Annotated in this window: 22 protein-coding genes; 8 read left to right on the top strand and 14 right to left on the bottom strand. The window is 74.4% G+C overall.

Annotated elements, in window-relative coordinates; all coding sequences use genetic code 11:
* Positions 1-369: 369 nt before the first annotated feature.
* From ACZ6Z8_RS28700 to ACZ6Z8_RS28640, 13 genes are all read right to left on the bottom strand, one after another.
* Positions 370-720 (bottom strand): histone-like nucleoid-structuring protein Lsr2, encoded by a 351-nt coding sequence (locus ACZ6Z8_RS28700; RefSeq protein ID WP_402824173.1) that lies wholly within the window; start codon positions 718-720, stop codon positions 370-372.
* A 91-nt stretch (positions 721-811) separates the two neighbouring features.
* Entirely contained in the window at positions 812-1,348 is a 537-nt protein-coding gene (locus tag ACZ6Z8_RS28695; RefSeq protein WP_402824175.1) for an amino-acid N-acetyltransferase, read from the bottom strand.
* A 9-nt stretch (positions 1,349-1,357) separates the two neighbouring features.
* Positions 1,358-1,810, bottom strand: coding sequence for a BlaI/MecI/CopY family transcriptional regulator (locus ACZ6Z8_RS28690; protein WP_465612922.1), 453 nt, complete (start codon positions 1,808-1,810; stop codon positions 1,358-1,360).
* Positions 1,811-2,061: 251 nt separating this feature from the next.
* The gene (gene lysX / locus ACZ6Z8_RS28685) at positions 2,062-3,618 is read right to left on the bottom strand and encodes a bifunctional lysylphosphatidylglycerol synthetase/lysine--tRNA ligase LysX (RefSeq protein ID WP_465612921.1); all 1,557 of its coding nucleotides are present in this window, start codon (positions 3,616-3,618) and stop codon (positions 2,062-2,064) included.
* 106 nt (positions 3,619-3,724) lie between these two features.
* Positions 3,725-4,471 carry a hypothetical protein gene (locus ACZ6Z8_RS28680; RefSeq protein WP_465612920.1) on the bottom strand — a complete coding sequence of 249 codons (747 nt, stop codon included), beginning with the start codon at positions 4,469-4,471 and terminating at the stop codon, positions 3,725-3,727.
* 83 nt (positions 4,472-4,554) lie between these two features.
* Positions 4,555-5,340 carry a type III pantothenate kinase gene (locus ACZ6Z8_RS28675; RefSeq protein WP_465612919.1) on the bottom strand — a complete coding sequence of 262 codons (786 nt, stop codon included), beginning with the start codon at positions 5,338-5,340 and terminating at the stop codon, positions 4,555-4,557.
* Positions 5,341-5,399: 59 nt separating this feature from the next.
* Complete coding sequence (nadC, locus tag ACZ6Z8_RS28670) at positions 5,400-6,371, bottom strand: carboxylating nicotinate-nucleotide diphosphorylase (protein ID WP_465612918.1); 972 nt, start codon at positions 6,369-6,371, stop codon at positions 5,400-5,402.
* Positions 6,372-6,375: 4 nt separating this feature from the next.
* Entirely contained in the window at positions 6,376-8,049 is a 1,674-nt protein-coding gene (locus ACZ6Z8_RS28665; RefSeq protein WP_465612917.1) for an L-aspartate oxidase, read from the bottom strand.
* A gap of 15 nt (positions 8,050-8,064) precedes the next feature.
* Entirely contained in the window at positions 8,065-8,514 is a 450-nt protein-coding gene (gene panD / locus ACZ6Z8_RS28660) for an aspartate 1-decarboxylase (RefSeq protein WP_465612916.1), read from the bottom strand.
* A gap of 43 nt (positions 8,515-8,557) precedes the next feature.
* On the bottom strand, positions 8,558-9,463 hold the full coding sequence (gene panC / locus ACZ6Z8_RS28655) for a pantoate--beta-alanine ligase (protein ID WP_465612915.1): 906 nt from the start codon (positions 9,461-9,463) through the stop codon (positions 8,558-8,560).
* Positions 9,463-10,422, bottom strand: coding sequence for a Rossmann-like and DUF2520 domain-containing protein (locus tag ACZ6Z8_RS28650; RefSeq protein ID WP_465612914.1), 960 nt, complete (start codon positions 10,420-10,422; stop codon positions 9,463-9,465). Before ACZ6Z8_RS28650 ends, panC begins: the two co-directional genes overlap by 1 nt.
* Positions 10,423-10,565: 143 nt before the next feature.
* Entirely contained in the window at positions 10,566-11,255 is a 690-nt protein-coding gene (locus ACZ6Z8_RS28645; protein WP_465612913.1) for a response regulator, read from the bottom strand.
* A 26-nt stretch (positions 11,256-11,281) separates the two neighbouring features.
* Entirely contained in the window at positions 11,282-12,511 is a 1,230-nt protein-coding gene (locus ACZ6Z8_RS28640) for a sensor histidine kinase (protein ID WP_465612912.1), read from the bottom strand.
* 129 nt (positions 12,512-12,640) lie between these two features.
* Between ACZ6Z8_RS28640 and ACZ6Z8_RS28635 the strand changes: the two genes are divergently transcribed.
* Together ACZ6Z8_RS28635 and ACZ6Z8_RS28630 are read left to right on the top strand one after the other, a co-directional pair.
* Positions 12,641-13,657, top strand: a complete 1,017-nt coding sequence (locus ACZ6Z8_RS28635) for an SAM-dependent methyltransferase (protein ID WP_465612911.1) — start codon at positions 12,641-12,643, stop codon at positions 13,655-13,657.
* Positions 13,654-14,823: an NADH-quinone oxidoreductase subunit D gene (locus ACZ6Z8_RS28630; protein ID WP_465612910.1), complete on the top strand. Its 1,170-nt coding sequence runs from the start codon at positions 13,654-13,656 to the stop codon at positions 14,821-14,823. Before ACZ6Z8_RS28635 ends, ACZ6Z8_RS28630 begins: the two co-directional genes overlap by 4 nt.
* Before the next feature lie 76 nt (positions 14,824-14,899).
* Here ACZ6Z8_RS28630 and ACZ6Z8_RS28625 read toward each other — a convergent pair whose 3' ends face one another.
* Positions 14,900-15,715 (bottom strand): DUF3109 family protein, encoded by an 816-nt coding sequence (locus ACZ6Z8_RS28625; RefSeq protein WP_465612967.1) that lies wholly within the window; start codon positions 15,713-15,715, stop codon positions 14,900-14,902.
* A gap of 246 nt (positions 15,716-15,961) precedes the next feature.
* On the opposite strand from ACZ6Z8_RS28625, the gene ACZ6Z8_RS28620 reads away from it, so the two are divergent.
* From ACZ6Z8_RS28620 to ACZ6Z8_RS28595, 6 genes are all read left to right on the top strand, one after another.
* Complete coding sequence (locus ACZ6Z8_RS28620) at positions 15,962-16,414, top strand: hypothetical protein (protein WP_465612909.1); 453 nt, start codon at positions 15,962-15,964, stop codon at positions 16,412-16,414.
* A gap of 28 nt (positions 16,415-16,442) precedes the next feature.
* Positions 16,443-19,262, top strand: coding sequence for a toxin glutamine deamidase domain-containing protein (locus ACZ6Z8_RS28615; protein WP_465612908.1), 2,820 nt, complete (start codon positions 16,443-16,445; stop codon positions 19,260-19,262).
* Positions 19,263-19,385: 123 nt separating this feature from the next.
* Entirely contained in the window at positions 19,386-20,678 is a 1,293-nt protein-coding gene (locus ACZ6Z8_RS28610; RefSeq protein ID WP_465612907.1) for an SUKH-4 family immunity protein, read from the top strand.
* A gap of 106 nt (positions 20,679-20,784) precedes the next feature.
* Complete coding sequence (locus tag ACZ6Z8_RS28605; protein ID WP_465612906.1) at positions 20,785-21,642, top strand: glycerophosphodiester phosphodiesterase; 858 nt, start codon at positions 20,785-20,787, stop codon at positions 21,640-21,642.
* Positions 21,643-21,807: 165 nt separating this feature from the next.
* Positions 21,808-22,770 carry a Ppx/GppA family phosphatase gene (locus ACZ6Z8_RS28600; protein ID WP_465612905.1) on the top strand — a complete coding sequence of 321 codons (963 nt, stop codon included), beginning with the start codon at positions 21,808-21,810 and terminating at the stop codon, positions 22,768-22,770.
* A gap of 535 nt (positions 22,771-23,305) precedes the next feature.
* Positions 23,306-24,109 (top strand): sugar phosphate isomerase/epimerase family protein, encoded by an 804-nt coding sequence (locus ACZ6Z8_RS28595; RefSeq protein ID WP_402824413.1) that lies wholly within the window; start codon positions 23,306-23,308, stop codon positions 24,107-24,109.
* Positions 24,110-24,154 lie beyond the last annotated feature (45 nt).

Below are 24,154 nucleotides of genomic sequence, written 5' to 3'. Positions count from 1 at the left end.
CCACCTGCATTCATACCCGGTATCGGGGCGCTTCTCGCGCAGTTTCCGCGGTGGCGGTGTTCGCCTGGCGAGAAGTCGGGCCGCAGTGACGGTGGTTCGACGGCGGTCGGGTCGGTCGTACGCCGTCCCGGGGGTGGCCGCGTTACCGCTTCGCTCCTACAGCGTTGCACAGCTCGTGATTGTTCCGCCGCCCGAGCCCGCCGCCCCGGCCGGTCGTTCCGGCCCGGGCCCCGGCGCCGGCCGCGCGGCCCTCCGGGCGCGCGCCGCGGGGCGCGGAGGGGTTCCCTCCGCGCCCCGCGCGTGTGTCGCCGGTGCCGTACGCGGCCGCCGGGGCCCCGCATCCGCTCCGGCGGGCCGGCGGCGCCGGGCTCAGGACGCGTTGGCGTCCTCGTAGGCCTGGCGCACGTTGCTCGGCACGCGGCCGCGGTCGTTGACGTCCATGCCCTGCTCCTTGGCCCACGCGCGGATCTTCGCGGTGTCGGGAGCGCTGCCGGACGGACGCGCCGCCGTGCCGCGGCCCGGGCGGCGGGCACCCGCCAGCCGGCCGCTCTGCTTGCGGCCCTTCTCCACGTACGGCGCCAGCAGACCGCGCAGCTTGTCCGCGTTGGCGCTCTTCAGGTCGATCTCGTAGGCAACGCCGTCGAGCGCGAACGTCACCGTCTCGTCCGCCGAACCGCCATCGAGATCGTCTTCAAGAATGACCTGCACCCTCTGTGCCACGGGCTTCCCTTTCCGCTAAACGACCCATTGCCTAAGGAAAGGAAAGCGCCTTTCTCCGGAAAACACAAACCCTTGACCGGTCCGGACCCGCTCAGAGGTGCAGCAGCATGCGCGAGTTGCCCAGTGTGTTGGGCTTCACGCGCTCCAGGTCAAGGAACTCGGCGACACCTTCATCGTACGAGCGGAGGAGTTCTTCATAGACATCCGTAGCGATGGCCGCCGGGTCTGTCGTACCATCATCGGTTTCCTGAACCTCGCCGATCTCGACGAAACCGTGTTTCGCGAAGAACGGCACCTCGAACGTCAAGCAGAAAATCCGACGGACGCCCAGCCAGCGTGCCGTCTGCACCAGCTTCTCCAGCAGCAGATGCCCGATCCCGAAGCCCCGGCAGGACGGATCGACCGCGAGCGTGCGGACCTCGGCGAGGTCCTCCCACATCACGTGCAGGGCGCCGCAGGCCACCACCGCGCCGTTGTCGTCGCGTTCCGCCACCCAGAACTCCTGGACGGATTCGAACAGTGTGACTGTGGGCTTGTCGAGCAGAATGCCGTCGCGCGAGTAGGCATCGATGAGCCCGCGTACGGCCCGTACGTCCGTGGTCCGCGCGCGGCGGATGGTGACCTCCATGGCGGGACGTTATCGCGTCGCGCCCGGTGCGGTCTCCCCGGTATCCGCTCCGCCGGTATCCGGGCCGTCCCCGGCGGATTCCGCGCCCGGCGGATCGGACGGGAACAGTGCGGCCACCCGCAACGCGTCCCGCAGCGCCTCGCGTTGCTCGGGGGACATCAGCCCGAAGAAGTGCACCAGGGCCGCGGCCGGATTGTCACTGGTGGCCCAGGCGTCGTTCATCAGGGCCGCCGTGTACGCCTCGCGCGAGGACACCGGTTCATATCGATAGGCCCGGCCGGCCCGCTCGCGGCGCAACCAGCCCTTTCGGTGCAGCTTGTCCAGGACGGTCATCACCGTGGTGTACGCGATTTCGCGTTCCGACTGCAGATCCAGGAGAACCTCGCGAACCGTCACCGGTCGGTTCCACCGCCACACCCGGGTCATGATGGCGTTCTCAAGTTCGCCGAGTTGCCGGACCATAGTGCCGCCAGGATAGGGAGTGAATGGGGCAAATCTTGTGAAGTGCGCCAAACCGGCGCGCCGCCACCCCCGGGAATCGGGAATGGCGGCGCACGGGTCGTTCGGAGCGGCGGACGGCGTCAGTCGATCAGTCGACGTCTTCCTTGGCCTTCTGGGCCCCGCCCTGGCTGCGGATGATCGCCCGCACCAGGAACCCGAAGCCGATCGCCATGACCAGCGGCGGCACGATCGCGCTGACGTAGTCCATCAGGTCACTCCTCCTCGGTCTTCTCCGCCGTCGCGGCGGCAGCCTTCGGCTCCGGCTTCACCAGCGGGAAGAGCACGGTCTCCCGGATGTTCTTGCCGGTCAGCAGCATGATCAGGCGGTCCACGCCGAGGCCGAGGCCGCCGGTCGGGGGCATCGCGTACTCCAGGGCGCGCAGGAAGTCCTCGTCCACCTGCATCGCCTCGACGTCGCCGCCGGCGGCCAGCAGGGACTGGGCGGTGAGGCGGGCGCGCTGCTCGACCGGGTCGACCAGCTCGGAGTAGGCGGTGCCGATCTCGGTGCCGAAGATCACCAGGTCCCACTTCTCGGCCACGCCGGCGACCGAGCGGTGCTGGCGGGTCAGCGGGGACACCTCGGTCGGGTAGTCCTTGATGAAGGTCGGCCGGACGGCGTTCTCCTCCAGCAGGCGCTCGACCATCTCCAGCACGATCTGGCCGTGGCCCCAGTTCTTCTCGAACGGGATGCCGTGCTCGGCGGCCAGCTTCCGCAGCTCCTCGACGGTGGTCTCCGGGGTGACCTCGACGCCCAGGTGGGCGGAGATGCCCGGGTAGACGCTGACCTCCTCCCACGGCTCCGCCAGGTCGATCTCGTGCTCCACCCCGTGCGGGTCCAGGCCCCTGATCACCGTGGTGCCCAGGGCGTCCCGGGCGGCGTTGACGATCGTCTCGCGGATCAGCTCGGCCTGGGTGTTGTAGTCGCCGTAGGCCTCGTACGACTCCAGCGAGGTGAACTCCGGGTTGTGGGTGGAGTCCGCGCCCTCGTTGCGGAAGTTGCGGTTGATCTCGAAGACCTTCTCGGCGCCGCCGACCACCAGCCGCTTGAGGTACAGCTCGGGGGCGATGCGCATGTACAGGTCGATGTCGTACGCGTTGATGTGCGTCTTGAACGGGCGGGCGTTGGCGCCGCCGTGCACCGGCTGCAGCATCGGGGTCTCGACCTCGATGTAGCCGCGGTCCTCGTAGGTGCGGCGGATCGAGCGGACGACCTTGCTGCGCAGGTGCAGGATCTCCCGGGCCTCGGGGTTCACGATCAGGTCGACGTAGCGCTGGCGGACCCGGGCCTCCGGGTCGGTCAGGCCCTTGTGCTTGTCCGGCAGCGGGCGCAGGCACTTGGCGGTGAGCTCCCAGCGGTCCACCATCACCGACAGCTCGCCGCGCTTGGAGGTGATCACCTCGCCCTCGACACCGACCTGGTCGCCGAGGTCGATGTCGGACTTCCAGGCCGCCAGCCGCTCGGCGCCGAGCTTGTCCAGGGAGAGCATCACCTGGAGGTCGCCGGTGCCGTCACGCAGGGTGGCGAAGCAGAGCTTGCCGCCGGTGCGGGAGAGGATCACCCGGCCGGTGATGCCGGCGCGCTCGCCGGTGGCGGTGTCGGGTTCGAGGTCCGGGTGCTTGGCACGCAGGTCCGCGATGGTGCTGGTGCGGGGGAAGCCGACCGGGTACGGGTCGACGCCGGCCGCCCGGAGCCGGTCCAGCTTCTCGCGCCGGACGCGCATCTGCTCGGGAAGGTCGTCGGTCGCGGGAATCACGCTCTGATCGCTCACCCCACAAGGGTAGCCAGCCGTACACCGTGCTCCGCGTCGGGATGAGCACGAGGGGGAGACCGCGGCGGCGGTCTCCCCCTCCAGGGGTCGGGCGGGCCGGGCGGGGTCAGCCGGTGCCGGTGCGCAGCTCGATCTCGTCCGGGGTCTCCTCGGCCGGTTCGGCCGGGCGGGAGGGGGGCTTGGGCCGACGGCCGAAGAGCTCGGCCGGGGTGGGCATCCGGTGCGGGCGGGGCGGGGTCGGCGCGGCGGCGGGCTGCTCCGGGCGGGAGTCCCGGGAGTCGGTGCTGCTCATGGTCCGTCCTCCTACAGGGGTGGGGTGACTGCTCGGGGGTGCGGCGGGGTTCGGTACGGCCACCAGGTGGCGCGGGGGCCCGGCGGTGAGGGCGAGCCGCTCGCGCACGGCCGCCTCGGCCAGCGCGTGGCAGCGCCCGGCCAGCCGGGAGCGGCGGGCCCGTTCGCCGTGGCCGCAGGGCTGGCGGATCAGCCCGCGCAGCGCGGTGAGGTCCTCGGGCCCGGGCAGGTAGCCGTCGGTGACGGCCTCCTCCAGCCGCTCCAGGTACCCGGGAGCGCTGCCGGGCAGGGCGGAGCGGTAGCGGCCCAGGTCGGCCAGCAGGAAGGCGCGCAGCCGGCCGCCCTCCTGGACGGCCTCGTCGATCGCCTCGGTCAGGCGCAGGGCGTCCTGGACGTCCTCCGCCCACAGTTCGGCGCCCGGCCCGGCGAACGCCGTCCGGTCGGGCCCCTGGAGGTGGACGGGGACGGCGGGGTGCAGGGCTTGGGCGAGGGCTCGGCGCAGCACGCGGACTTCGTCGGCGCTGAAGGCCATGCCGCCGCGCGATCCGTGTGGCGTAGGCATGGGCTGACACTACGTGAGGAATATCCGATTTGTCGGTAACGTCGCGCGGAAGTCCGCACGATCGGCCCGACGGAACGAGCCGGTCAGCTGGGCCGGTTGCGCTCGTACACCAGGCGCAGGCCGATCAGGGTCAGCCAGGGCTCGTGGACGTCGATGGTGGTGGCCTCGCCGAGGACCAGGGGCGCGAGGCCGCCGGTGGCGATCACCTGGACGTCGTCCGGATCCTTGGCCAGCTCCCGGGCCATCCGCTCGACCAGGCCGTCGACCTGTCCGGCGAAGCCGTAGAGGATGCCGGACTGCATGCCCTCGACCGTGTTCTTGCCGATCACGTTGCGCGGGCGGGCCAGCTCGATCTTGCGCAGCTGGGCGCCGCGGACCCCGAGCGCCTCGACGGAGATCTCGATGCCGGGGGCGATCGCGCCGCCGACGTAGTCGCCGCGGGCGTTGACGGCGTCGAAGGTGGTCGCGGTGCCGAAGTCGACCACGATGCACGGGCCGCCGTACAGGTGGTTGGCGGCCAGCGCGTTGACGATCCGGTCGGCGCCGACCTCCTTGGGGTTGTCCATCAGGACGTGCACCCCGGTCTTCACGCCGGGCTCCACGATCACCGCGGGGACGTCGCCGTAGTAGCGGCGGGTCACCTCGCGGAGCTCGTGGAGCACGGCGGGGACGGACGAGCAGATCGCCAGGCCCTCCACCGCGGCGTCCCGGGCCGCGGCGTGGTTGCCCATCAACCCCTGCAGCAGCACCGCCAGTTCGTCGGCCGTGCGGCGCGGATCGGTGGAGATCCGCCAGTGTTCCACCACTTCCTCGCCGTCGAACAGGCCGAGCGTGGTCTGGGTGTTGCCGACGTCGATGGTGAGGAGCACGGGGACGCTTTCTGCGAGTCGGGACGGGGCCGGGGCAGGGACTGCTCGCGACCTGACGGTCAGGCGCGCAGGTCCAGGCCGATGTCCAGGATCGGCGAGGAGTGGGTCAGCGCGCCCACGGCCAGGTAGTCGACACCAGTCTGGGCGACCTCGCGGGCGTCGGCCAGGGTGAGTCCGCCGGAGGCCTCCAGCTTCGCCCGGCCGGCCACCAGCGCGACGGCCTCCTTCAGCTGCTCGACGGTGAAGTTGTCCAGCAGGATCAGGTCCGCCCCGGCCTCCAGCACCGGGGGGATCTGCTCCAGGGCGTCCACCTCGACCTCGACCGGCAGCTCCGGGTACGCGGCCCGGACGGCCCGGAAGGCCTCGGCCACGCCGCCGGCCGCCACCACGTGGTTGTCCTTCACCAGGGCGGCGTCCGAGAGCGCCATCCGGTGGTTGGCGCCGCCGCCGCAGCGCACCGCGAACTTCTGCAGCGCGCGCAGGCCCGGGGTGGTCTTGCGGGTGTCCCGGACGACCGCTCCGGTGCCCTCCAGGGCGTCCGCCCAGGCCCGGGTCGCGGTGGCGATGCCGGACAGGTGGCAGAGCAGGTTGAGCGCGCTGCGCTCGGCGGTCAGCAGGTCGCGGGTGCGCGAGCGCACGGACAGCAGCACCTGGCCGGCCTCCACCCGGTCGCCGTCCTCGACGTGCCGCTCGACCTCGAACTCCTCCTCGCAGACCAGCGAGACGACGGCCTCGGCGACCCGCAGGCCGGCCACCACGCCGGCCTGGCGGGCGGTGAAGTCGGCGGTCGCGACGGCGTCGGCGGGCACGGTGGCCACCGAGGTGACGTCCTCGCCGCCGGCCAGGTCCTCGGCCAGCGCCAGGGTGGCGATGTCCTCGACCTCGATCGGGTCCAGCCCGGCCTGCTCCAGCAGCTCGGCGAGCTGCGGGTCCAGGCCGGTCTCGTAGCCCTCGCCGTCCCCGCAGGCGCAGCCGTCGCCGCAGCCGCCGCCCAGGTCGGCCAGGGGGAGTTCCTCGTGGGAGTGGGTCATGGTTCTACTGCTCCTCAGGGGTGCTGACGGGGTCGCCGGAGGCGGCGAGGGTGGTGATCAGGTGGCGCCGCCAGTGAGCGTCGTCGCGCTCGGGGAAGTCCTCGCGCCAGTGGCAGCCGCGGGTCTCCTCGCGCTGCGCGGCGGCCGCGACCAGGGCGGTGGCGACCAGCAGCAGGTTGGCGGCCTCCCAGGTCTCCACCCGGGGGTCGGCCGGCTTCTCCTCGGCCGCGTGCGAGCGGGCCTGCTCGGCGATCAGGGCGAGCCCGGTGGCGGCGTCGGCCATCGAGGCGGCCGAGCGCAGCACGCCCGCGCCGCGCGACATCAGCCGCTGGATCTCGGCCCGCGCCTCGGACGGCGGCAGCGGCACCGGCCGCGCGGCCCGGGCGGCGGCGACGTCCACCGTGCGCTCGGGCAGCTCGCCGGCCGCGTGCCGGTCGGCCAGGTCGGCGGCGATCCGCTCGGCGAAGACCAGGCCCTCCAGCAGCGAGTTGGAGGCCAGCCGGTTGGCGCCGTGCACCCCGGTGCAGGCGACCTCGCCGCAGGCGTACAGGCCCGGGACGCTGGTGCGGCCCCGCGGGTCGGTCCGGACGCCGCCGGAGGCGTAGTGCGCGGCCGGGGCGATCGGGATCGGCTCGGTGACCGGGTCGACGCCGTGCGCGCGGCAGGTGGCGAGGATGGTCGGGAAGCGGTGCTCCCACATCTCGGCACCGAAGTGCCGCCCGTCCAGGAACATGTGGTCGGTGCCCTGCTCCTGCATGCGCCGGGTGATCGCCTTGGCGACGATGTCGCGCGGGGCCAGCTCGGCCAGCTCGTGCTGCCCGACCATGAAGCGGACGCCGTCGGCGTCCACCAGGTGGGCGCCCTCGCCGCGCACGGCCTCGGAGATCAGCGGCAGCTGGCCCTCGGCGTCCGGGCCGACCCACAGCGGGGTCGGGTGGAACTGGACGAACTCCAGGTCGGTGACGGCGGCGCCGGCCCGCAGCGCCAGTGCCACGCCGTCGCCGGTGGAGACCGCCGGGTTGGTGGTGGCGGAGAACACCTGGCCCATGCCGCCGGTGGCGAGCACCACCGCGCGGGCCCGGACGGCGCCGACGCCGTCGCGCTGGCCCTCGCCCATCACGTGCAGGGTCAGCCCGGCGGCGTGGCCCTCGGCGTCGGTCAGCAGGTCGAGGACGAGCGCGTGCTCGATCAGCTCGACGTCCGGGTCGACGCGGACGGCGGAGACCAGGGCGCGCGATATCTCGGCGCCGGTCGCGTCCCCGCCCGCGTGGGCGATCCGGTGGCGGTGGTGGCCGCCCTCGCGGGTCAGCAGGACCTCGCCGTCCTGACCCCGGTCGAACCGGGCGCCGGTGGCGATCAGCCGGCGGACGGCGTCCGGGCCCTCGGTGACCAGGGTGCGGACGGCCTCCTCGTCACAGAGCCCGACACCGGCCACCAGGGTGTCGTCCAGGTGCTGCTCGGGGGTGTCGCCCTCGCCCAGGGCGGCCGCGATGCCGCCCTGGGCCCAGCGGGTCGAGCCCTCGTCCAGCACCGCCTTGGTGACCACCATGGCCCGCAGGCCGGCCTTGCGGACGTTGAGGGCGACGGTGAGCCCGGCGACCCCGGAGCCGACCACGACCACGTCGGTGGTGGCGGTCCAACCGGGGGTCGGGGCGGTGAGGCGGTGCGTAACGGACATGGCTCAGTGGCTCCTTCAGCGCGTGGCCGCGGTGGCCGCGCCGTCCTCGCCACGGTACGCCTCGTCACCGCGGAGCAGTCCGGTGCCCTCCCGGGCCTCGGCCGGGTCCCCGCCGAGACCGGTGATCCGGTTGTGCTCGTCCACGAAGACCACCTTCGGCTCGTAGCCCTTGGCCTCGGCCGTGTCCATCTGCCCGTAGGCGATGAGTATGACCAGGTCGCCCGGGTGGACCAGGCGGGCGGCGGCGCCGTTGATGCCGATCACGCCGGTGCCGCGCGGGCCGGCGATGGTGTACGTCTCCAGCCGGGCGCCGTTGTTGATGTCGACGATGTGGACCAGCTCGCCGGGGAGCAGGTCGGCGGCGTCGAGCAGGTCCTCGTCCACCGTGACGGAGCCGACGTAGTGCAGGTCGGCCTGGGTCACGGTGGCCCGGTGGATCTTGGACTTGAGCATGGTGCGGAGCATGTGGTCACGCCTCCTGTGAGTGCATGCCTGAGGGGGGTACTGACTAACGGACGATGATGCGGACGTTGTCGATCAGGCGGGTCGAGCCCACCTTCGCGGCGACGGCCAGCACCGCCTCACCCTGGAAGTCGTCCGCCGCCTCGGAGAAGTCGTGCGGGTCGATCAGGGCGAGGTAGTCGAGGGTGACGCCCTCGGCGCCGTCCAGGGCGGCCGAGGCGGCCTCGCGCACGGCCTTCGGGCCCTGGGCGGCGACGTCGCGGCCGGCGAACAGGGCCCGGGACAGGGCGAGGGCGTGGTCGCGCTCCTCCTCGGAGAGGTAGCGGTTGCGCGAGGACAGCGCCAGGCCGTCCTCCTCGCGGACGGTCGGCACGCCGACGATCTCGACGTCGAAGTCCAGGTCGGCGACCATCCGCTGGATGACCGCCAGCTGCTGGGCGTCCTTCTCGCCGAAGAAGGCGTAGTCCGGGTCGGTGATGTGCAGCAGCTTGGCGACGACGGTCAGCACCCCGTCGAAGTGGCCGGGGCGGGTGGCGCCCTCGAAGCGGTCGCCCATCGGGCCGGCCGCCAGGCGCACCTGCGGCTCGCCGTTCGGGTAGACCTCCTCGACGGACGGCGCGAAGACCACGTCGGCGCCGTTCTCCTCGGCCAGCTTCACGTCGGCGTCGAGGGTGCGCGGGTAGCGGTCCAGGTCCTCGGACGGGCCGAACTGCAGCGGGTTGACGAACACCGTCACCGCGACCCGGCCCTCCCGGCCGACCTGCTTGCGGGCGGCCCGGATCAGCGCGGCGTGGCCCTCGTGCAGCGCGCCCATGGTCATCACCACGGCGTTGTCCACCGGGCTCTCGTCCGGCCAGAACGCGGCCTCGAAGTCGTCCACGGTGTGGGTGACGACGGCCCGGTGGACCTTCGGCGTCCGCTGGGGCTTGTTCGGCTGCTTGCCGCGTGCCATTACTGCCTCTCCTCGTTCAGTACGTCCAGCAGCGCCGCCGCCGACGCGTCGTCGATCGTTCCGTTGGCGAGCGCCCGCTGCGCGGTGGCGCGGGCCATCGCGCGGTAGGCCGCCGGGATGTCGGGGGACACCGTACTGAGCTGCGCCAGGTGGCGCCGTACGGTGCCCGCGTCGCCCCGGGCGACCGGGCCGGTGAGGGCCGCGTCACCGGAGCGCAGGGTGTTGTCCAGGGCGGCGCCGAGCAGCGGGCCGAGCATCCGGCCGGGCTCGGCGACGCCGGCCGTGCGCAGCAGCTCGATGGCCTGGGCGACCAGGGTGACCAGGTGGTTCGCGCCGTGGGCGAGGGCGGTGTGGTAGAGCGGGCGGACCTCCTCGGGCACCCACTCGGGCTCACCGCCCATCTCCACCACCAGGGCCTCGGCGGCCGGCCGCAGCTCCTCGGGGGCGGTCACCCCGAAGGGGCAGCCGGCCAGCCGGGCCAGGTCGACGGAGGTCCCGGTGAAGGTCATCGCCGGGTGCAGGGCCAGCGGCAGCACCCCGGCCCGGGTGGCGGGCTCCAGGATGCCGACGCCGTGGGCGCCGGAGGTGTGCACCAGCAGCTGGCCGGGGCGGACGGCGCCGGTGGCGGCCAGGCCGGACACCAGGTCGGCCAGCGCGTCGTCCGGGACGGTCAGCAGGACCAGGTCGGCGGCGGCCATGACCTGCGGCGGGGTGACGATCCGCACGCCCGGCAGCAGCGCGTCGGCGCGGCGCCGGGAGGCGGCGGACACCCCGGAGGCGGCGACCACGGTGTGCCCGGCGAGCTGCAGCGCGGCGCCCAGCGCCGGGCCGACCCGGCCGGTGCCGATCACGCCCACCGCGAGCCGGGCCGGACGGTTGCCGGGGTCGCCGGGACCGCCGAAGGCCTGGTCGCCGAGCGGGGCGAACTCCTCGAAGTCGGCGAAGTCGGAGGAACCCATGTCCACCCTTGTCCTGAATGACCGTTCCGGTCCACCTTCGGGTACCGGACGTACCGCCCCAGTGTACGGGCGCGCCGGTCCGTCGCCCCGGCCCGGATCGGTCCGTCGCCCCGGTCCGGATCGGTCCGTCGCCCCGGCCCGGATCAGTCCGTCGCCCCGGCCCGGATCAGTCCGGCCTCGTACGCCAGCACCACCGCCTGGACCCGGTCGCGCAGCCCCAGCTTGGCCAGGATCCGGCCGACGTGGGTCTTCACGGTGGCCTCGGAGAGCACCAGCCGGGACGCGATCTCGCCGTTCGACAGCCCCTGGGCGACCAGCAGGAACACCTCCCGCTCGCGCTCGGTCAGCGGGTCGAGGACGTCCGAGCCGGGCGCGCTCTGCGGAGTCGGCAGCACCTCGGCGAAGCGGTCGATCATCCGGCGGGTGGTGGTCGGGGCGACCACGGCGTCCCCGCCGTGCACCGCGCGGATCGCGGCCACCAGCTCGGTCGGCGGGACGTCCTTGAGCAGGAAGCCGCTGGCCCCGGCCTTCAGCGCGGCGAAGGCGTACTCGTCCAGGTCGAAGGTGGTGAGGATGAGCACGTGCGGGGCGTTCGGCAGCGGGCTGCCGTCCTCGGCCAGGCAGATCCGGCGGGTCGCCTGCACCCCGTCCAGGCGCGGCATCCGGACGTCCATCAGGATCACGTCCACCGGCGTGTGCCGCAGCAGTTCCATGGCCTGGGCGCCGTCGCCGGCCTCGGCGGCGATCTCGATGTCGCCCTGCGACTGGAGGATCATCCGGAAGCCGGTGCGCAGCAGCTCCTGGTCGTCGACGAGCATCACGCGGATGGTCAAGGTGGCTCCTAACAGGGGACGGGGGGTTAGTGCGCCGCCTTGAGCGGGAGGACGGCGCGGATGCGGAAGCCGCCGCCGGGGCGGGGGCCCACGTCGAGGCTTCCGCTGACCATGCCGACCCGCTCGCGCATGCCGATCAGGCCGTGGCCCAGACCGTCCGCGCCGCCGGCGGTCAGTTGCTCGTCGGTGCTGCCGCGGCCGTCGTCCTCGACCAGGACGGCCAGCTCGCGTTCGCCGAAGTCGACCGCGACCCGGGCGTGGACGTCGGGGCCGCCGTGCTTGCGGACGTTGGTCAGCGCCTCCTGGACGATCCGGTAGACCGTCAGCTCGACGCCGCGGGGCAGCTCCCGCGGGTGGCCGGAGGTCGCGTAGTCCACCCTCAGCCCGGCGGTGCGGACCTGCTCCAGGAGGTCCGGCAGCTCCTCGACGCCCGGCTGCGGGACGTACTCCTCGGCGGTGTCGGCGGTGCGCAGCACGCCCAGCAGGCGGCGCATCTCGACCAGGGCCTGCCGTCCGGTGGAGGCGATCGTGCCGAGCGCCTCCTTCGCCTGCTTCGGGGAGTTGTCCAGCACGTACGCGGCGCCGTCGGCCTGGACGATCATCACCGAGACGTTGTGCGCCACCACGTCGTGCAGCTCGCGGGCGATCCGGGCCCGTTCGGCCGCGACCGCCACCTTGGACTGGGCGTCCCGCTCGCGCTCCAGCCGGGCGGCGCGGTCCTCCAGCTCGGTCAGGTAGGCGCGGCGCACCCGGGTCAGCCGGCCCCAGGCCCAGCAGAGGATGAACGGGGTGCTCATCAGGAGGGTGATCAGCGCCGCCTCGCCCAGGCCGTACGGGTGGGAGACGTAGATCCCGGTGTGGTCCGTGGAGGTCTTCACCGGCTGCATCCGCCAGAACACCAGCGGCCCGGCGCAGAGCCCGGCGACCAGCGCGAGCCGGGAGGTCCACTTCTGGCCGAAGGCGGCGCCGGTGTAGGCGAAGACCAGGTAGGCGATGGAGGAGGCGCCCGGGTCGATGTCGGCGGCCACCTGGCCGAGGGCGACCCCGGTCGCGGCGGCGACGGTGACGTCGGGCTGGCGTCGGCGGAAGACCATCAGCAGCGGCAGCAGCACCGCGATCAGGATCGCGGAGTTGAGCCGCCAGCCGCTGTCGGGCAGGTTGCCGTCCGGCAGCAGGCCGAGGAAGAGCACGATCGACGCCCAGGCGGCGTCGACCACCATGGGGTGACGGCGGAGCCAGGCGTTGAGTCGATGCACCTCTCCAGCCTAGGCAGTCGGGCGAGGTGCCCAGGTCCGCCGGTAGGGCGATCCGTCCTACTCCGTAGGTCGGAGACGTGCCCGTTCCGGTTGGGAGGGGTCCTCCGGGGCCCGGTAGCGTCCCGCCCCATGACTTGGATGCGGTGGGCGCCGGCCATGGAACGGGCCCTCTACGACCCGGACAGCGGCTTCTACCACAGGCCGGAGGGCCCGGCCGGGCACTTCCGCACCTCCGTGCACGCCTCGCCCGGGTTCGCCCGCGCGGTGGCCCGACTGCTGCTGGAGGTTGACGAGGCCCTCGGCCGTCCGGAGGAGCTGGCCCTGGTCGACGTCGGGGCCGGGCGCGGCGAACTGCTGGCCGGGGTGCTGGCCGAACTGCCCGGTGAGGTGCTCGCCCGGCTGCGCCCGTACGGCGTGGAGATCGCCCGGCGGCCCGACGGCCTTCCGTCCACAGCCCTGTGGACGACGGAGCCGCCGCGCGGGGTGACCGGGCTGCTGTTCGCCAACGAATGGCTGGACAACGTGCCGCTGGACGCCGGGGAGGTGGACGGGGAGGGGGTGCTGCGCTACCGGGAGGTGGACCCCGCGACCGGTCGGGAGCGCCTCGGCGAGCCGGTCTCGGCGGCGGACGCGGCCTGGGCCGAGCGCTGGTGGCCGGTCGCCGAGCCCGGGGAGGTGGTGGAGTTCGGCGGGTCCCGGGACGCCGCCTGGGCGCGGGCCGTGTCCGGGCTGGAGCGCGGACTGGCCGTCGCCGTCGACTACGGGCACACGGCGGGGCGGCGGCCCCCGTTCGGGACCTTCACCGGCTTCCGGGACGGCCGGGAGGTGGCCCCGGTGCCGGACGGCTCCTGCGACGTGACCGCGCACGTCGCGCTGGACGCGATCGCGGTGCCCGGTCTCCACAGCCTGTGGACAACCCAGCGCGAGGCCCTGCGCGCGCTCGGGGTCAGCGGCGGGCGCCCGCCGCTGGCGCTCGCCTCCCTCGACCCGGCGGCGTACCTGCGGGCCCTCGGCGGAGCGGGGGAGGGGGCCGAGCTCACCGACCCGGCGGGGCTGGGCGGCTTCGGATGGGTCTTGCAGGCCGTCCGCATGCCGGTACCGCGGAGCCTGGAGGCCCTGCCGGGATGGCAGACTCTGGGGTCATGAGGGAGACCACGGTCGGCATCGGGGCGGGAGCCGAGAACTTCACCGGCGAGGCGGGCACCACCGACATGGTGCTCAACATCGGTCCGCAGCACCCGGCCACCCACGGCGTGCTGCGGCTGCGGCTGCTGCTGGACGGCGAGCGGATCGTCACCGCCGAGCCGGTGATCGGCTACATGCACCGGGGCGCGGAGAAGCTGTTCGAGGCCCGTGACTACCGGCAGATCATCATGCTGGCCAACCGGCACGACTGGCTCTCCGCCTTCTCCAACGAACTCGGCGTCGTGCTCGGCGTCGAGCGGATGCTCGGCATGGAGGTCCCCGAGCGGGCGGTGTGGATCCGCACCCTGCTCGCCGAGCTCAACCGGGTGCTCAACCACCTGATGTTCCTCGGCTCCTACCCGCTGGAACTGGGCGGTATCACCCCGATCTTCCACGCCTTCACCGGCCGCGAGGACCTCCAGCACGTGCTGGAGGAGGCCTCCGGCGGCCGGATGCACTACATGTTCAACCGGGTCGGCGGCCTCAAGGAGGACCTCCCGGCCGGCTGGCTCGGCCGGGTCCGCACCGCCGTGGCCACCGTCCGCTCGCAGATGCCGGTCTTCGAGGACCTCGTCCTCGGCAACGAGATCTTCCGCGCCCGCACCGCCGGGGTCGGCGTCCTCACCCGGGCCCAGGCCGAGGCGTACGGGGTCAGCGGGCCGATCGCCCGGGCCAGCGGCCTCGACCTCGACCTGCGCCGCGACGAGCCCTACCTCGCGTACGGCTCCGAGGAGCTGCGGCAGGTGCTCACCGTCGTCACCCGCGAGGAGGGCGACTGCCTGGCCCGCTTCGAGTGCCTGCTGGAGCAGACCCTCAACTCGCTGGACCTCGCCGACGCCTGCCTCGACAAGCTCGCCACCCTGCCGCCCGGCCCGGTCAACCAGCGGCTGCCCAAGGTGCTCAAGGCACCCGAGGGCAGCACCTACGCGTGGACCGAGAACCCGCTCGGGATCAACGGCTACTACCTGGTCTCGCGCGGCGACAAGACGCCGTGGCGGCTCAAGCTGCGCTCGGCGTCCTTCAACAACATCCAGGCGCTGACCGAGCTGCTGCCGGGGACGCTGGTGGCGGACATGGTGGCGATCCTCGGGTCGATGTTCTTCGTGGTCGGGGACATCGACAAGTAGACCGGTACCGGCGGGTGGGGCACCACCGGCGGGTGGGGCACCACCGACGGGCGGGGCGCCACCGACCGGTGGGGCGCTACTTCTTCTTCCGGGCCGGGTCCGCCGGGTGCGGGGCCACCTTGCGGTCGCCCTTGGTGGCGATCCGCTCCTCGCACAGCCGGGCCAGCACCTCGTACGCCTCGCCGCCCATCAGCTCGGTGAGCTCGGGGCGGTAGCTGACGTACACCGGCTCCGCGCCCTGGTGGGCGGCCGGAGCGCCGGTGCACCACCAGTGCAGGTCGTGGCCGCCCGGGCCCCAGCCGCGGCGGTCGTACTCGCCGATCGACACCTGGAGGTAGCGGGTGTCGTCGGGGCGGTCGATCCAGTCGTAGGTGCGGCGGATCGGCAGCTGCCAGCAGACGTCCGGCTTGGTCTCCAGCGGCTCCCGGCCCTCCTTGAGGGCGAGCGCGTGCAGGGCGCAGCCGGCGCCGCCCGCGAAGCCGGGGCTGTTCACGAAGATGCAGGCCCCGTTGACCCGGCGGGTCTGGCGGTCGCCGTCCTCGTCCAGCATGGTGACGCCGCCGTCCGACCTGATCCGGCCCTTGGCGTCGGTGCCCTCGGCGAAGTTCTCCCACAGCTCGGGCGTCAGCCGCGCCGCGTGCCCCAGGACGCGCTTCTCGTCGTCCTCGTCCGAGTAGTGGGCGCCCAGCGTGCAGCAGCCGTCCGACTCGCCGCGGCCCTCGCGGATGCCGTGGCAGCCCTGGCCGAAGACGCAGGACCAGCGGGAGGTCAGCCAGGTGAGGTCGCAGCGGAAGACCTGCTCGTCGTCGGCGGGGTCGGCGAACTCGACCCAGGCACGCGGGAAGTCGAGCGGGACCTCGTCGCGCGGGATCTCGCGGCGCAGGGTCGGCATCGCGAGGTCGACGGGGGCGGGGGAGGCCTCGGGCTTCGCCTTGGCCTTCTTCTTGGACGTTTCTGCTGGTGCCACCCGGCAAGGGTAGAGCTTCGCGGGTGCGTACGGGCCGGTGGGCGCGGCCGGGGCGGGTGCCGGGCCGGTCCCCGGCGCGGTGAAGGCGGGGTGAAGGGTCCCGCCGTCCGTGCGGGCCGGGCCGGGCGGGTGCCTAGGATGGCGGCCAGTCCGCTACGGGGAGGTACGGGGATGGCAGGCGGCAGCACCGGGGCGTCCGACGGCGGGAGCGGCGGGTTCGTCCTCAAGCCGTGGGAACTGCACGGCGAGGCGCGGGAGTTCCAGAAGCTCGGGCGTGAACTCGGCAAGGCCGTGGGCGCCCTGGAGAAGGGCCTCGCCGAGCTCGGCACGCCCTGGGGCACCGACCAGCCGGGCAGCGCCTTCGCCGCCGTGTACGGCCCCGCGCACGGCGAACTCCTCGGCGGTCTGCGGGCGTTGGCCGGCCAGGTCGGCCAGGTCGGTGCCGGACTGCACGCGATGGCGGAACGGACCACGGACACCGACACCTCGACCGCGGACGGCTTCGGGGGGAGCCCGGCCCCCACGGCCGGTACGCCTGCTTCGGTCGCCCGGCCGGCGGTGTATTCGGGCACCGGGGCAACCCCGGGGGCGGCACCGGCCGTCCCCCAGGACATGTCGGTCTGAACGGCCCGGCTCGAAGGGGGAGAAGCGCATGTCCCGGAAACTGCCCGAGGAACTGGTCCCGCTCCTGGCCAGGACCGGCCACCCGTGGCCGCAGGCCGACGAGGACGCCCTGCGCAAGGCGGCCGCGCACTGGCGGGAGTTCGCCACCGAGGCCGACCGGATCACCCGCCGCGGCGGGGAGTCCGTCCAGCGGGTGGGCGCCGACAACTCCGGCCACGCCGTCGACGCGTTCGCGGCGTACTGGCGGACGTACAGCGACGGCGGCAAGGGCCGCCTGCAGGACGCCCACACCGCCGTCGGGCTGGTCGCCACCGCCTTCGACGGCGCCGCCCAGGCCGTCGACGGCTGCAAGGCCGAGATCATCGCCACCCTGCAGAACCTGGCCGCCGAACTCAAGCAGGCCCAGGAGCAGGCCGCCAAGGTCCAGCAGACCGCGGCCGTGGTCGCCGCCGACGCCGGGCAGCGTGCGCGGACCGGGCAGACCGGGGTCTTCGGCGGGCTGGAGAAGTCCGTGGCGGGCTTCGCCGACGGCGTGAAGAACGCGGCCACCACCCAGGTCGCCGCGGGCGTCGAGGCCGTCGCGGTGGAGACCGCCGCGCTGAAGATCGCCGGACTGCTCGCCGAACTCGGCCGCGGCATGAAGGACGCCCTCGCCGGCGCGCTCAAGGAGCCGGCCGCCGTCACCCTGCTGCGGCTCGGCACCGCCTCGGGCACCGGCGTCACCACCGCCTCCTACCGCACCAAGGGCGGCTTCGACCCGCTCGCCGCCGGACTGCCCGCCGCCCTCGGCGAGCCCGGCGTGCTCGGCCGGGACGGCACCGGCCTGGTCGTCCTCTCCGGGCAGGACGGCAAGCCGCTGGTCGGCGTGCCCGGGCTCAGCGTCAAGCTCGACGGCCGGGGGCAGCCCGTCCTCGGCCCCGACGGCAAGCCGGTCATCCTGCGCTCCGACGGCACCCCGGTGGCCGACGCCGCCGGGCTGCTCGTCGTCACCGGGCCGGACGGCAAACCGGTGGTCGGGGTGGCCGACCTGGCCGTCCGGCTGGACGAGCACGGGCAGCCGGTGCTCACCGACCGGCAGGGCGAGGAACTGAAGGGACTGCACGGGCTGCCGCTCGCCGACCTCACCGATCCGCGCGAGGCCACGGGTGGCCCCAAGGCGCCGGGTGCGGTGACGGCATCGGCCGTGGTGCCGCCGGTGGACCCGACGGCGGTCCCGTCCGTGCTCTCCGCCTCGCTCCCCGGCGCTGATTCCGTCCTGGACCACCCGGTGGTCCCGTCCGCGGTCTCCTCCGCCGGTCCGTCCGCGGTCCCGGCGGCCGATCCGGTGGCCGCCGCCGCGCCGGCCACGACCTCCGGTCCCTCGCACGGCGGCTCGCACCGGGCCGGGACGGCCGCCGCCGACTGGTCGCCGCCCGCGCGGGACGACGGGCCGTCGTCCCGGGCGGCCGCCTACCAGGGCGGCGGAGCGGTGGCGGCGAGCTGGTCCGACGGGGACTACCCGCTCCAGGTGCCCGGCCACCACGGTGGCGGCGGTGGTGGCGGCAGCGTGCCGGTGACCGTACGGACCGACTCGGTGAGCGCGCCGCCCGCGCCCGCGGCGCCGCCGGCCGGTGGCGGTCCCTCGTACGGGCCCGGATACGGGTCCGGGTACGTCCCGGCCGCGGATGCGGCGCCGGTCGTCCGGCCGGTCGGGGTGGTCGGCGTGCCCGCGCAGTTCGGGACACCGGCCTACCCGGGCGGCTACCAGGGGACGGGAACGGTCGGCAGTGTCGGGCCCGGCCCGCTGGCGGTCGGCGGTGGCTCCCCGGCGCATCTGGCCGCGCCGTTCGGCAGTGGCGTCGGTGGCGGCGTCGGCGTCGGCGTCGGGGCGGGCGCGCCGGTCGCGGGCACGCCCGGCGCCGGTTCCCCGGTCGGCGGCGCCCCCGTGGCCGGCGGACCCCAGCCCGGCGCCGAGCCCCGGCCGGGCGTGCCCCGCACCCCGGCGGGCGTCGCCCCCGGCCCGGCCGCCCCGGTTCCGGCCCCGGCCCCGGCCCCGGTCGAGCCGCCGATCGTCGGCACCGCCCCCGTCCTCGGCCGGCCCGAGCCCCACCACGCCGACGGCCGCCGCCGGGACAGCGCCGCCGCCCCCGCCGACCCGACCCTCGCCTGGGGCGCGGTTCCGGTCGCCACCGCCCACGCCATGGCCCTCCACCTCGCGCTGCGCGCCCGGCGCGGCCCGCTCGCCGAGGACCCGGGACCCCGGCTGCGCACCATCGCCGACAGCCGCCCGTACGGCCTGCCCGGCGGCCTCGGGCCGGTCGACCCCGAGCACCAGGCCGAACTGGAACGCCGGGTGCCGCGCGACGATGACGGCCTGCCCCTCCGCCACCCCGACCCGGCCGTGGGCGGCTGGCCCGAAGCCCTCAACGCGGGCGGCCACCGCGAGCCCGGACGGGCCAACAACAGCCTGGAGATCGCCCTCTCCGCCGTCGACACCTACACCGGCCGCCCCACCTGCGCGGCCCCGCGCATCCCCACCGAGGGCGACGCCGGCGAACGCGGCGGACGCGACCGCGCCGAACGCGAACTCGGAGCGCCCTTCCGCGACCTCGGCGACGGCGGCCAGGCCTTCACCCGCCTCGCCGACGAACTCCGGCGGGCCGGCCACGGCGCCCAGGCCGTGCTCCTCACCCTCGACGCCTACGGCCGCCCCCACGCCTGGAACGCCGTCAACCACCGGGACACCGTCACCTACCTCGACCACCAACTCGCCCGCCACAGCCCCACCCCCCTCCACCCCGCCACCCAGGGCCTCTGGGCCGTCGCCCTCTCCCCGGAGGGCCGCCCCCTGGACCTGGTGACGGCTTGAGCCCGACGCCGCCGCAGGCCGCGGAGCGGTGCCGCGAGGTGCGACACCGAGGTGACCGGTTCGAACTGACCGCGGGGGCTGGATGATGGTGGGGTCGGAGTGGATGTTGACGGGGGTGGACGGGTGATCTCGCGGGCGCAGGCGGTGGAGGCCGGGCATCGGTGGATCAACGGGGATCTGCCGCAGGGGGCCGGGGCGGTGCGGCGGGTCTGCGCGCACGAGTTCGAGCTCGGATGGGTGGTGTGGGCGGAGCCGCCGCGGCTGGAGGTGGATCCGCGGAGCGGGGAGCGGCGGGCACCGCTGGAGGTGGGGGCCGCGTGTGCCGTGGTGGACCGGGAGAGCGGGCGGTTCACGGTGTGGCCCTCGGTGCCGGTGGACGAAGTGGTCGGGCTCTACCGGGACTTCGTGGGCGCGGGCGGCTACGACCCGACCAGGCCGCCGGCCACCGGCCGGGGCGCCCGGGCCGAGCTGACCTACCGGGACGGCACCGGCGCGACCCGTGAGCTGGCGCTGCGCTCGGCCGCCGGGCTGCCGCACCCGGCGCTGCGCGGCTGGTGGTGGCTGCGCGAGCAGGGCGTCCCGGCCGAGGACGTGCTGGCGGTGCGGACCGACCTGCGGCTGAGCGCGCTGCCCGGCGGCTACTGGTCGTACGCGCTGGCCGCCGAACTGCCGCACGCGCGGCTGGAGTTCGAGTTGCCGTACGGCCCGCGCTCCGACCACCGGGCGGCCGCCGTACGGGAGTTGCCCACCCCGCCGGACGGGCCGGGGCGCAACCGGGTGCCGTTCCCGCGCGCGGTGCCGCAGCTGCCGGGCGAGCCGGACGCCGCCCTGGCGGAGCGGCTGGTGCGGCGCTTCGGCCCGGCGGGCGTGCAGCGTTTCGATCCGGCGGACACGGCGCGCGCGGAGCTGCCCGGGGACGCGGCCGCGCTGCTGCTGTCCGCCGGGGTGCCGAAGGCGGTGGACGGGTTCTTCGCGCTGCACCACCCGGGGGCGGAGGCGATCGCGGACGGCTCCCGCCCGGGCACCGTCCTGCCGCCGCTCGCCCCGCACCTCGCGGCGCTCGGCCGCGGCACCCGGGTGGCCGAACGCGAGCGCTCGGCGTTCGCCGGGCAGCTGGTGCTGGGCACGGACGGCTGGGCACTGATCACCCTGGACACCGGGTCGGGCGCCGTCCGGGCGGTCGACCCCGACTACGGGACGGCCCGCCACTGCAACGCCGACCTGCGCGTCTTCGTCCGCTGCCTGGAGCTGTTCGCCGGCTGGTGGCCCGCCCTGCGCGGGCTGGACCCGGCGGCCGCGGGCGCGGCGGTGGACGCCCTGCAGCGGGGCCTGGCGGAGCTGGACGGTACGGTCTACGGCGATCCGGAGAACTGGTGGGCCGTCATCGTGGAACAGTTGTGGGACGGTCTGCTCTGATCCGAGCCCGGGCCGCGGTGCCGGGAACCGGACACCGCCGCGGAGCTGTCAGAAGGATTCAGACGACCACCGAGCAGAACCGAGCAGCAGCTGGAGCACCGAGCCCGTGACCGCCCCGCCCCCCGCCGCCCGTACGGCCGTCCTCGCCGCGCTCGCGGTCCTGACGGCCGGCTGCGCCGCGGGCGGAGGCCCCGCGCTGCAGGCCCGTTCGGCCACCGCACCGGCGGTGTGCGCGTCCCCGGTGGTGATCGGCCACCGGGGTGCGCCGTTCAACGCGCCCGAGAACACCATGGTCTCCTTCGAGACCGCCCTCGACCAGGGCGCCGACTGGCTGGAGACCGACGTCCAGACCACCCGGGACGGCGTCCCGGTGCTGATGCACGACCCCACCGTGGACCGCACCACCAACGGCAAGGGCGCCGTCGCCGACCTGACCGCCGCCCAGGTCGCCGCCCTGCGGGTGACCGTCGGCCCCGGCCCGGCCCAGCCCGTCCCGACCCTGGAGGAACTGCTCAAGCGGCTCTCCGACAGCAGCGCCACGCTGCTGATGGAGATCAAGTGGCAGCGTCCCGAGGACGTCGCCCGGATCGCCCGGATCGCGGCCGGCAGCAAGGCACACGTCGTCCTCTACTCCTTCTCGGTCGACCACCTGCGCCAGGCCCACGCCGTGGCGCCCGCCCTGCCGGTGGTGCTGATCCAGAGCGGCGCGATCGCCGAGGACCCGAAGGACCTGAAGCTGAACGGCATCGCCCTGGACACCGGCCTGGCCAGCGCCGCCCGGATCGCCGCCGAGCGCAAGGCCGGGCGCGAGGTCTACGTCTGGACCCTGGACGGCGAGGAGGCCTGGCAGCTGATGACCGCCCGGGACGCCGACGGCCTGATCACCGACACCCCGGGGCCGGCCCGCCGCTGGGTGGACGCCAACTGCCGCACCGAGCACCGGGCCGGAGCCCGCGGCCACTGAGCGGCGGGCAGCGGGCAGCGGGCAGCAGGCGACGGGCGACGGGCACCGGGCAGCGGCCGCCGATCGCACCCGGAACGGTCGGGAACGGACGGGAAGGACCTGGACCAGCGCGAATACCGACACAACCGATCGTCTCGACGCTCGAATCGCGTAGCGTGGAGAGTTATGCGACTCGGTGTGCTCGACGTAGGTTCCAACACCGTCCACTTCCTCGTGGTGGACGCCCATCCGGGTGCCGCCCCGCTCGCCGCCTACTCGCACAAGGCCGAGTTGCGCCTCGCCGAGCTGCTGGACGAGTCCGGCGCGATAAGCGAGGCCGGGATCGAGCGGCTGATCGGGCACATCGCCTCCTCGCTGCGGGTCGCCGAGGACAAGGGCGTGGTCGACATCCTGCCGTTCGCGACCTCCGCCGTGCGCGAGGCCGCCAACGGCGAGCAGGTGCTGCGCCGGGTCACCGACGAGACCGGGGTCGAACTGCGGGTGCTCTCCGGGCAGGACGAGGCCCGGCTCACCTTCCTCGCCGTCCGCCGCTGGTTCGGCTGGTCCTCGGGCCGACTGCTCAACCTGGACATCGGCGGCGGCTCGCTGGAGATCGCCTGCGGCCTGGACGAGCAGCCGGACGTCGCCTGCTCGCTGCCGCTGGGCGCCGGCCGGCTGACCGCCCGCTGGCTGCCCGGGGACGTCGCCGACCCGGACGAGCTGCGCGAACTGAGACGGCACATCCGGGCGGGGATCGCCCACGTGGTCGGCGAGATCTCCCGGCTCGGGCCGCCCCAGCATGCCGTCGCCACCTCCAAGACCTTCAAGCAGCTGGCCCGGATGACCGGCGCCGCCCCCGCCGACGCCGGCCCGTACGCCGACCGCCGGCTCACCCGCAGCGGGCTCTCCGCCTGGCTGCCGCGACTGTCCGTGATGACCGTCGCCGAACGCGCGCAGATCCCCGGCGTCTCCGAGGGCCGGGCCAAGCAGTTGCTGGCCGGGGCGCTGGTCGCCGACGCCGCGATGGACCTCTTCGGCCTGGAGGAGCTGGACGTCTGTCCCTGGGCGCTGCGCGAGGGCATCATCCTGCGCCAGCTGGACGCCATGGACGGCAGCCCCACCGAGCGCCGCGCCGCGCTCACCCCGTAGCCGCGGTCCACCCGGGGCGCCGCCGCGAACCGGCGTGCCGATGGTCACTCCGCCGGGCATCCCGCCCCGTTCGGCGCGTGCTCCGCTTACGCTGTCTCCCGTGGTGCAACCAGCGGGCGAGGACGGAACGCAGGAGGGCCGCGCTCCCGGAGCGGACGGGCAGTCGCGGCCGACGGCCCCGCGCGGTCGCCTCGGCAAGGCGGTCAAGGGCGCCACTTCGGCACCGGCCGCCAAGGCCACCAGGGCCACCCCGGCCGCCAAGGCCACCAAGGCCGTGAAGGCGGCCCAGCGCACCGCGAAGAAGGCCGTCGAGAAGACCGCCGCCAAGACGGCCGCGAAGAAGTCCGCGAAGAAGTCCGTGAAGCAGTCCGAGCACCCCCGGCAGCCGCCCAGGGAGACCCGCACCGCCCGGGCCGCCGGCGCCGCCAAGGCCGCCGTCCAGTCCGTCCGCTCGGTCAAGGCCGCCAAGCGCGACGCCGCCCGCCCGCCGCTGCTGCGCACCACCGACCGGTTGGTGCTGCCCCGGCACCCGGCCCTGCACATCCCGGACACCAAGGTGGTGCTGTCCACCGCCTCGGTGTACCCGGCGAGCACCACCGTCGCCTTCGAACTGGCCGCCAAGCTCGGCTACGACGGCGTCGAGGTGATGGTCTGGAACGACCCGGTCAGCCAGGACCTGGAGGCCCTGCGCCGGCTCTCCGACGCCCACCAGCTGCCGATCCTGGCCGTGCACGCGCCCTGCCTGCTGATCACCCAGCGGGTGTGGACCACCGACCCGTGGACCAAGCTGGTCCGGGCCCGGGCGGCGGCCGAGAAGCTCGGCGCGAGCGCCGTCGTCGTCCACCCGCCGTTCCGCTGGCAGCGGCAGTACGCCCGGGAGTTCGTCGAGGGGATCAACCGCATGGCGGGCGAGACGGACGTCCGCTTCGCCGTCGAGAACATGTACCCGTGGCGCTACCGCGACCGCGAGGTGCTCGCCTACTCGCCCGGCTGGGACGTCACGGACGAGGACTACCGGCACTTCACCATCGACCTCTCGCACGTCGCCACCTCCCGGATCGACGCCTTCGCCATGGCCGAGCGGATGGGCGACCGGCTCGCCCACGTCCACCTGGCCGACGGCAGCGGCTCCGGCAAGGACGAACACCTGATCCCGGGCCGGGGCAAGCAGCCCTGCGCCGAGTTCCTGGAGCACCTCGCCCGCACCGGCTTCGACGGCCACGTGGTGCTGGAGGTCAACACCCGCCGCTCCGCGTCCCCCGCCGAACGCGAGGCCGATCTCGCCGAGGCCCTCGCCTTCACCCGCTTGCACCTCGCCACCCCCTCGCGCGTACGCTGAAACGCGGGCCCGCCAGGGCGCGAACTGCGGTACGGAGGGGGAGAG

It is taken from the genome of Kitasatospora sp. NPDC101108 (assembly GCF_055584725.1).
The sequence above is the reverse complement of the archived record's forward strand: the minus strand, read 5'-3'. Positions and strand labels throughout refer to the sequence as shown.

Coding starts and splice junctions, on each gene's coding strand:
- ACZ6Z8_RS28695 (WP_402824175.1), bottom strand. CDS start 1,348: ATGGAGGTCACCATCCGCCGCGCGCGGACCACGGACGTACGGGCCGTA.
- ACZ6Z8_RS28690 (WP_465612922.1), bottom strand. CDS start 1,810: ATGGTCCGGCAACTCGGCGAACTTGAGAACGCCATCATGACCCGGGTG.
- ACZ6Z8_RS28680 (WP_465612920.1), bottom strand. CDS start 4,471: ATGCCTACGCCACACGGATCGCGCGGCGGCATGGCCTTCAGCGCCGAC.
- nadC (WP_465612918.1), bottom strand. CDS start 6,371: ATGACCCACTCCCACGAGGAACTCCCCCTGGCCGACCTGGGCGGCGGC.
- ACZ6Z8_RS28665 (WP_465612917.1), bottom strand. CDS start 8,049: ATGTCCGTTACGCACCGCCTCACCGCCCCGACCCCCGGTTGGACCGCC.
- panD (WP_465612916.1), bottom strand. CDS start 8,514: ATGCTCCGCACCATGCTCAAGTCCAAGATCCACCGGGCCACCGTGACC.
- panC (WP_465612915.1), bottom strand. CDS start 9,463: ATGGCACGCGGCAAGCAGCCGAACAAGCCCCAGCGGACGCCGAAGGTC.
- ACZ6Z8_RS28650 (WP_465612914.1), bottom strand. CDS start 10,422: ATGGGTTCCTCCGACTTCGCCGACTTCGAGGAGTTCGCCCCGCTCGGC.
- ACZ6Z8_RS28635 (WP_465612911.1), top strand. CDS start 12,641: ATGACTTGGATGCGGTGGGCGCCGGCCATGGAACGGGCCCTCTACGAC.
- ACZ6Z8_RS28630 (WP_465612910.1), top strand. CDS start 13,654: ATGAGGGAGACCACGGTCGGCATCGGGGCGGGAGCCGAGAACTTCACC.
- ACZ6Z8_RS28625 (WP_465612967.1), bottom strand. CDS start 15,715: ATGCCGACCCTGCGCCGCGAGATCCCGCGCGACGAGGTCCCGCTCGAC.
- ACZ6Z8_RS28620 (WP_465612909.1), top strand. CDS start 15,962: ATGGCAGGCGGCAGCACCGGGGCGTCCGACGGCGGGAGCGGCGGGTTC.
- ACZ6Z8_RS28615 (WP_465612908.1), top strand. CDS start 16,443: ATGTCCCGGAAACTGCCCGAGGAACTGGTCCCGCTCCTGGCCAGGACC.
- ACZ6Z8_RS28600 (WP_465612905.1), top strand. CDS start 21,808: ATGCGACTCGGTGTGCTCGACGTAGGTTCCAACACCGTCCACTTCCTC.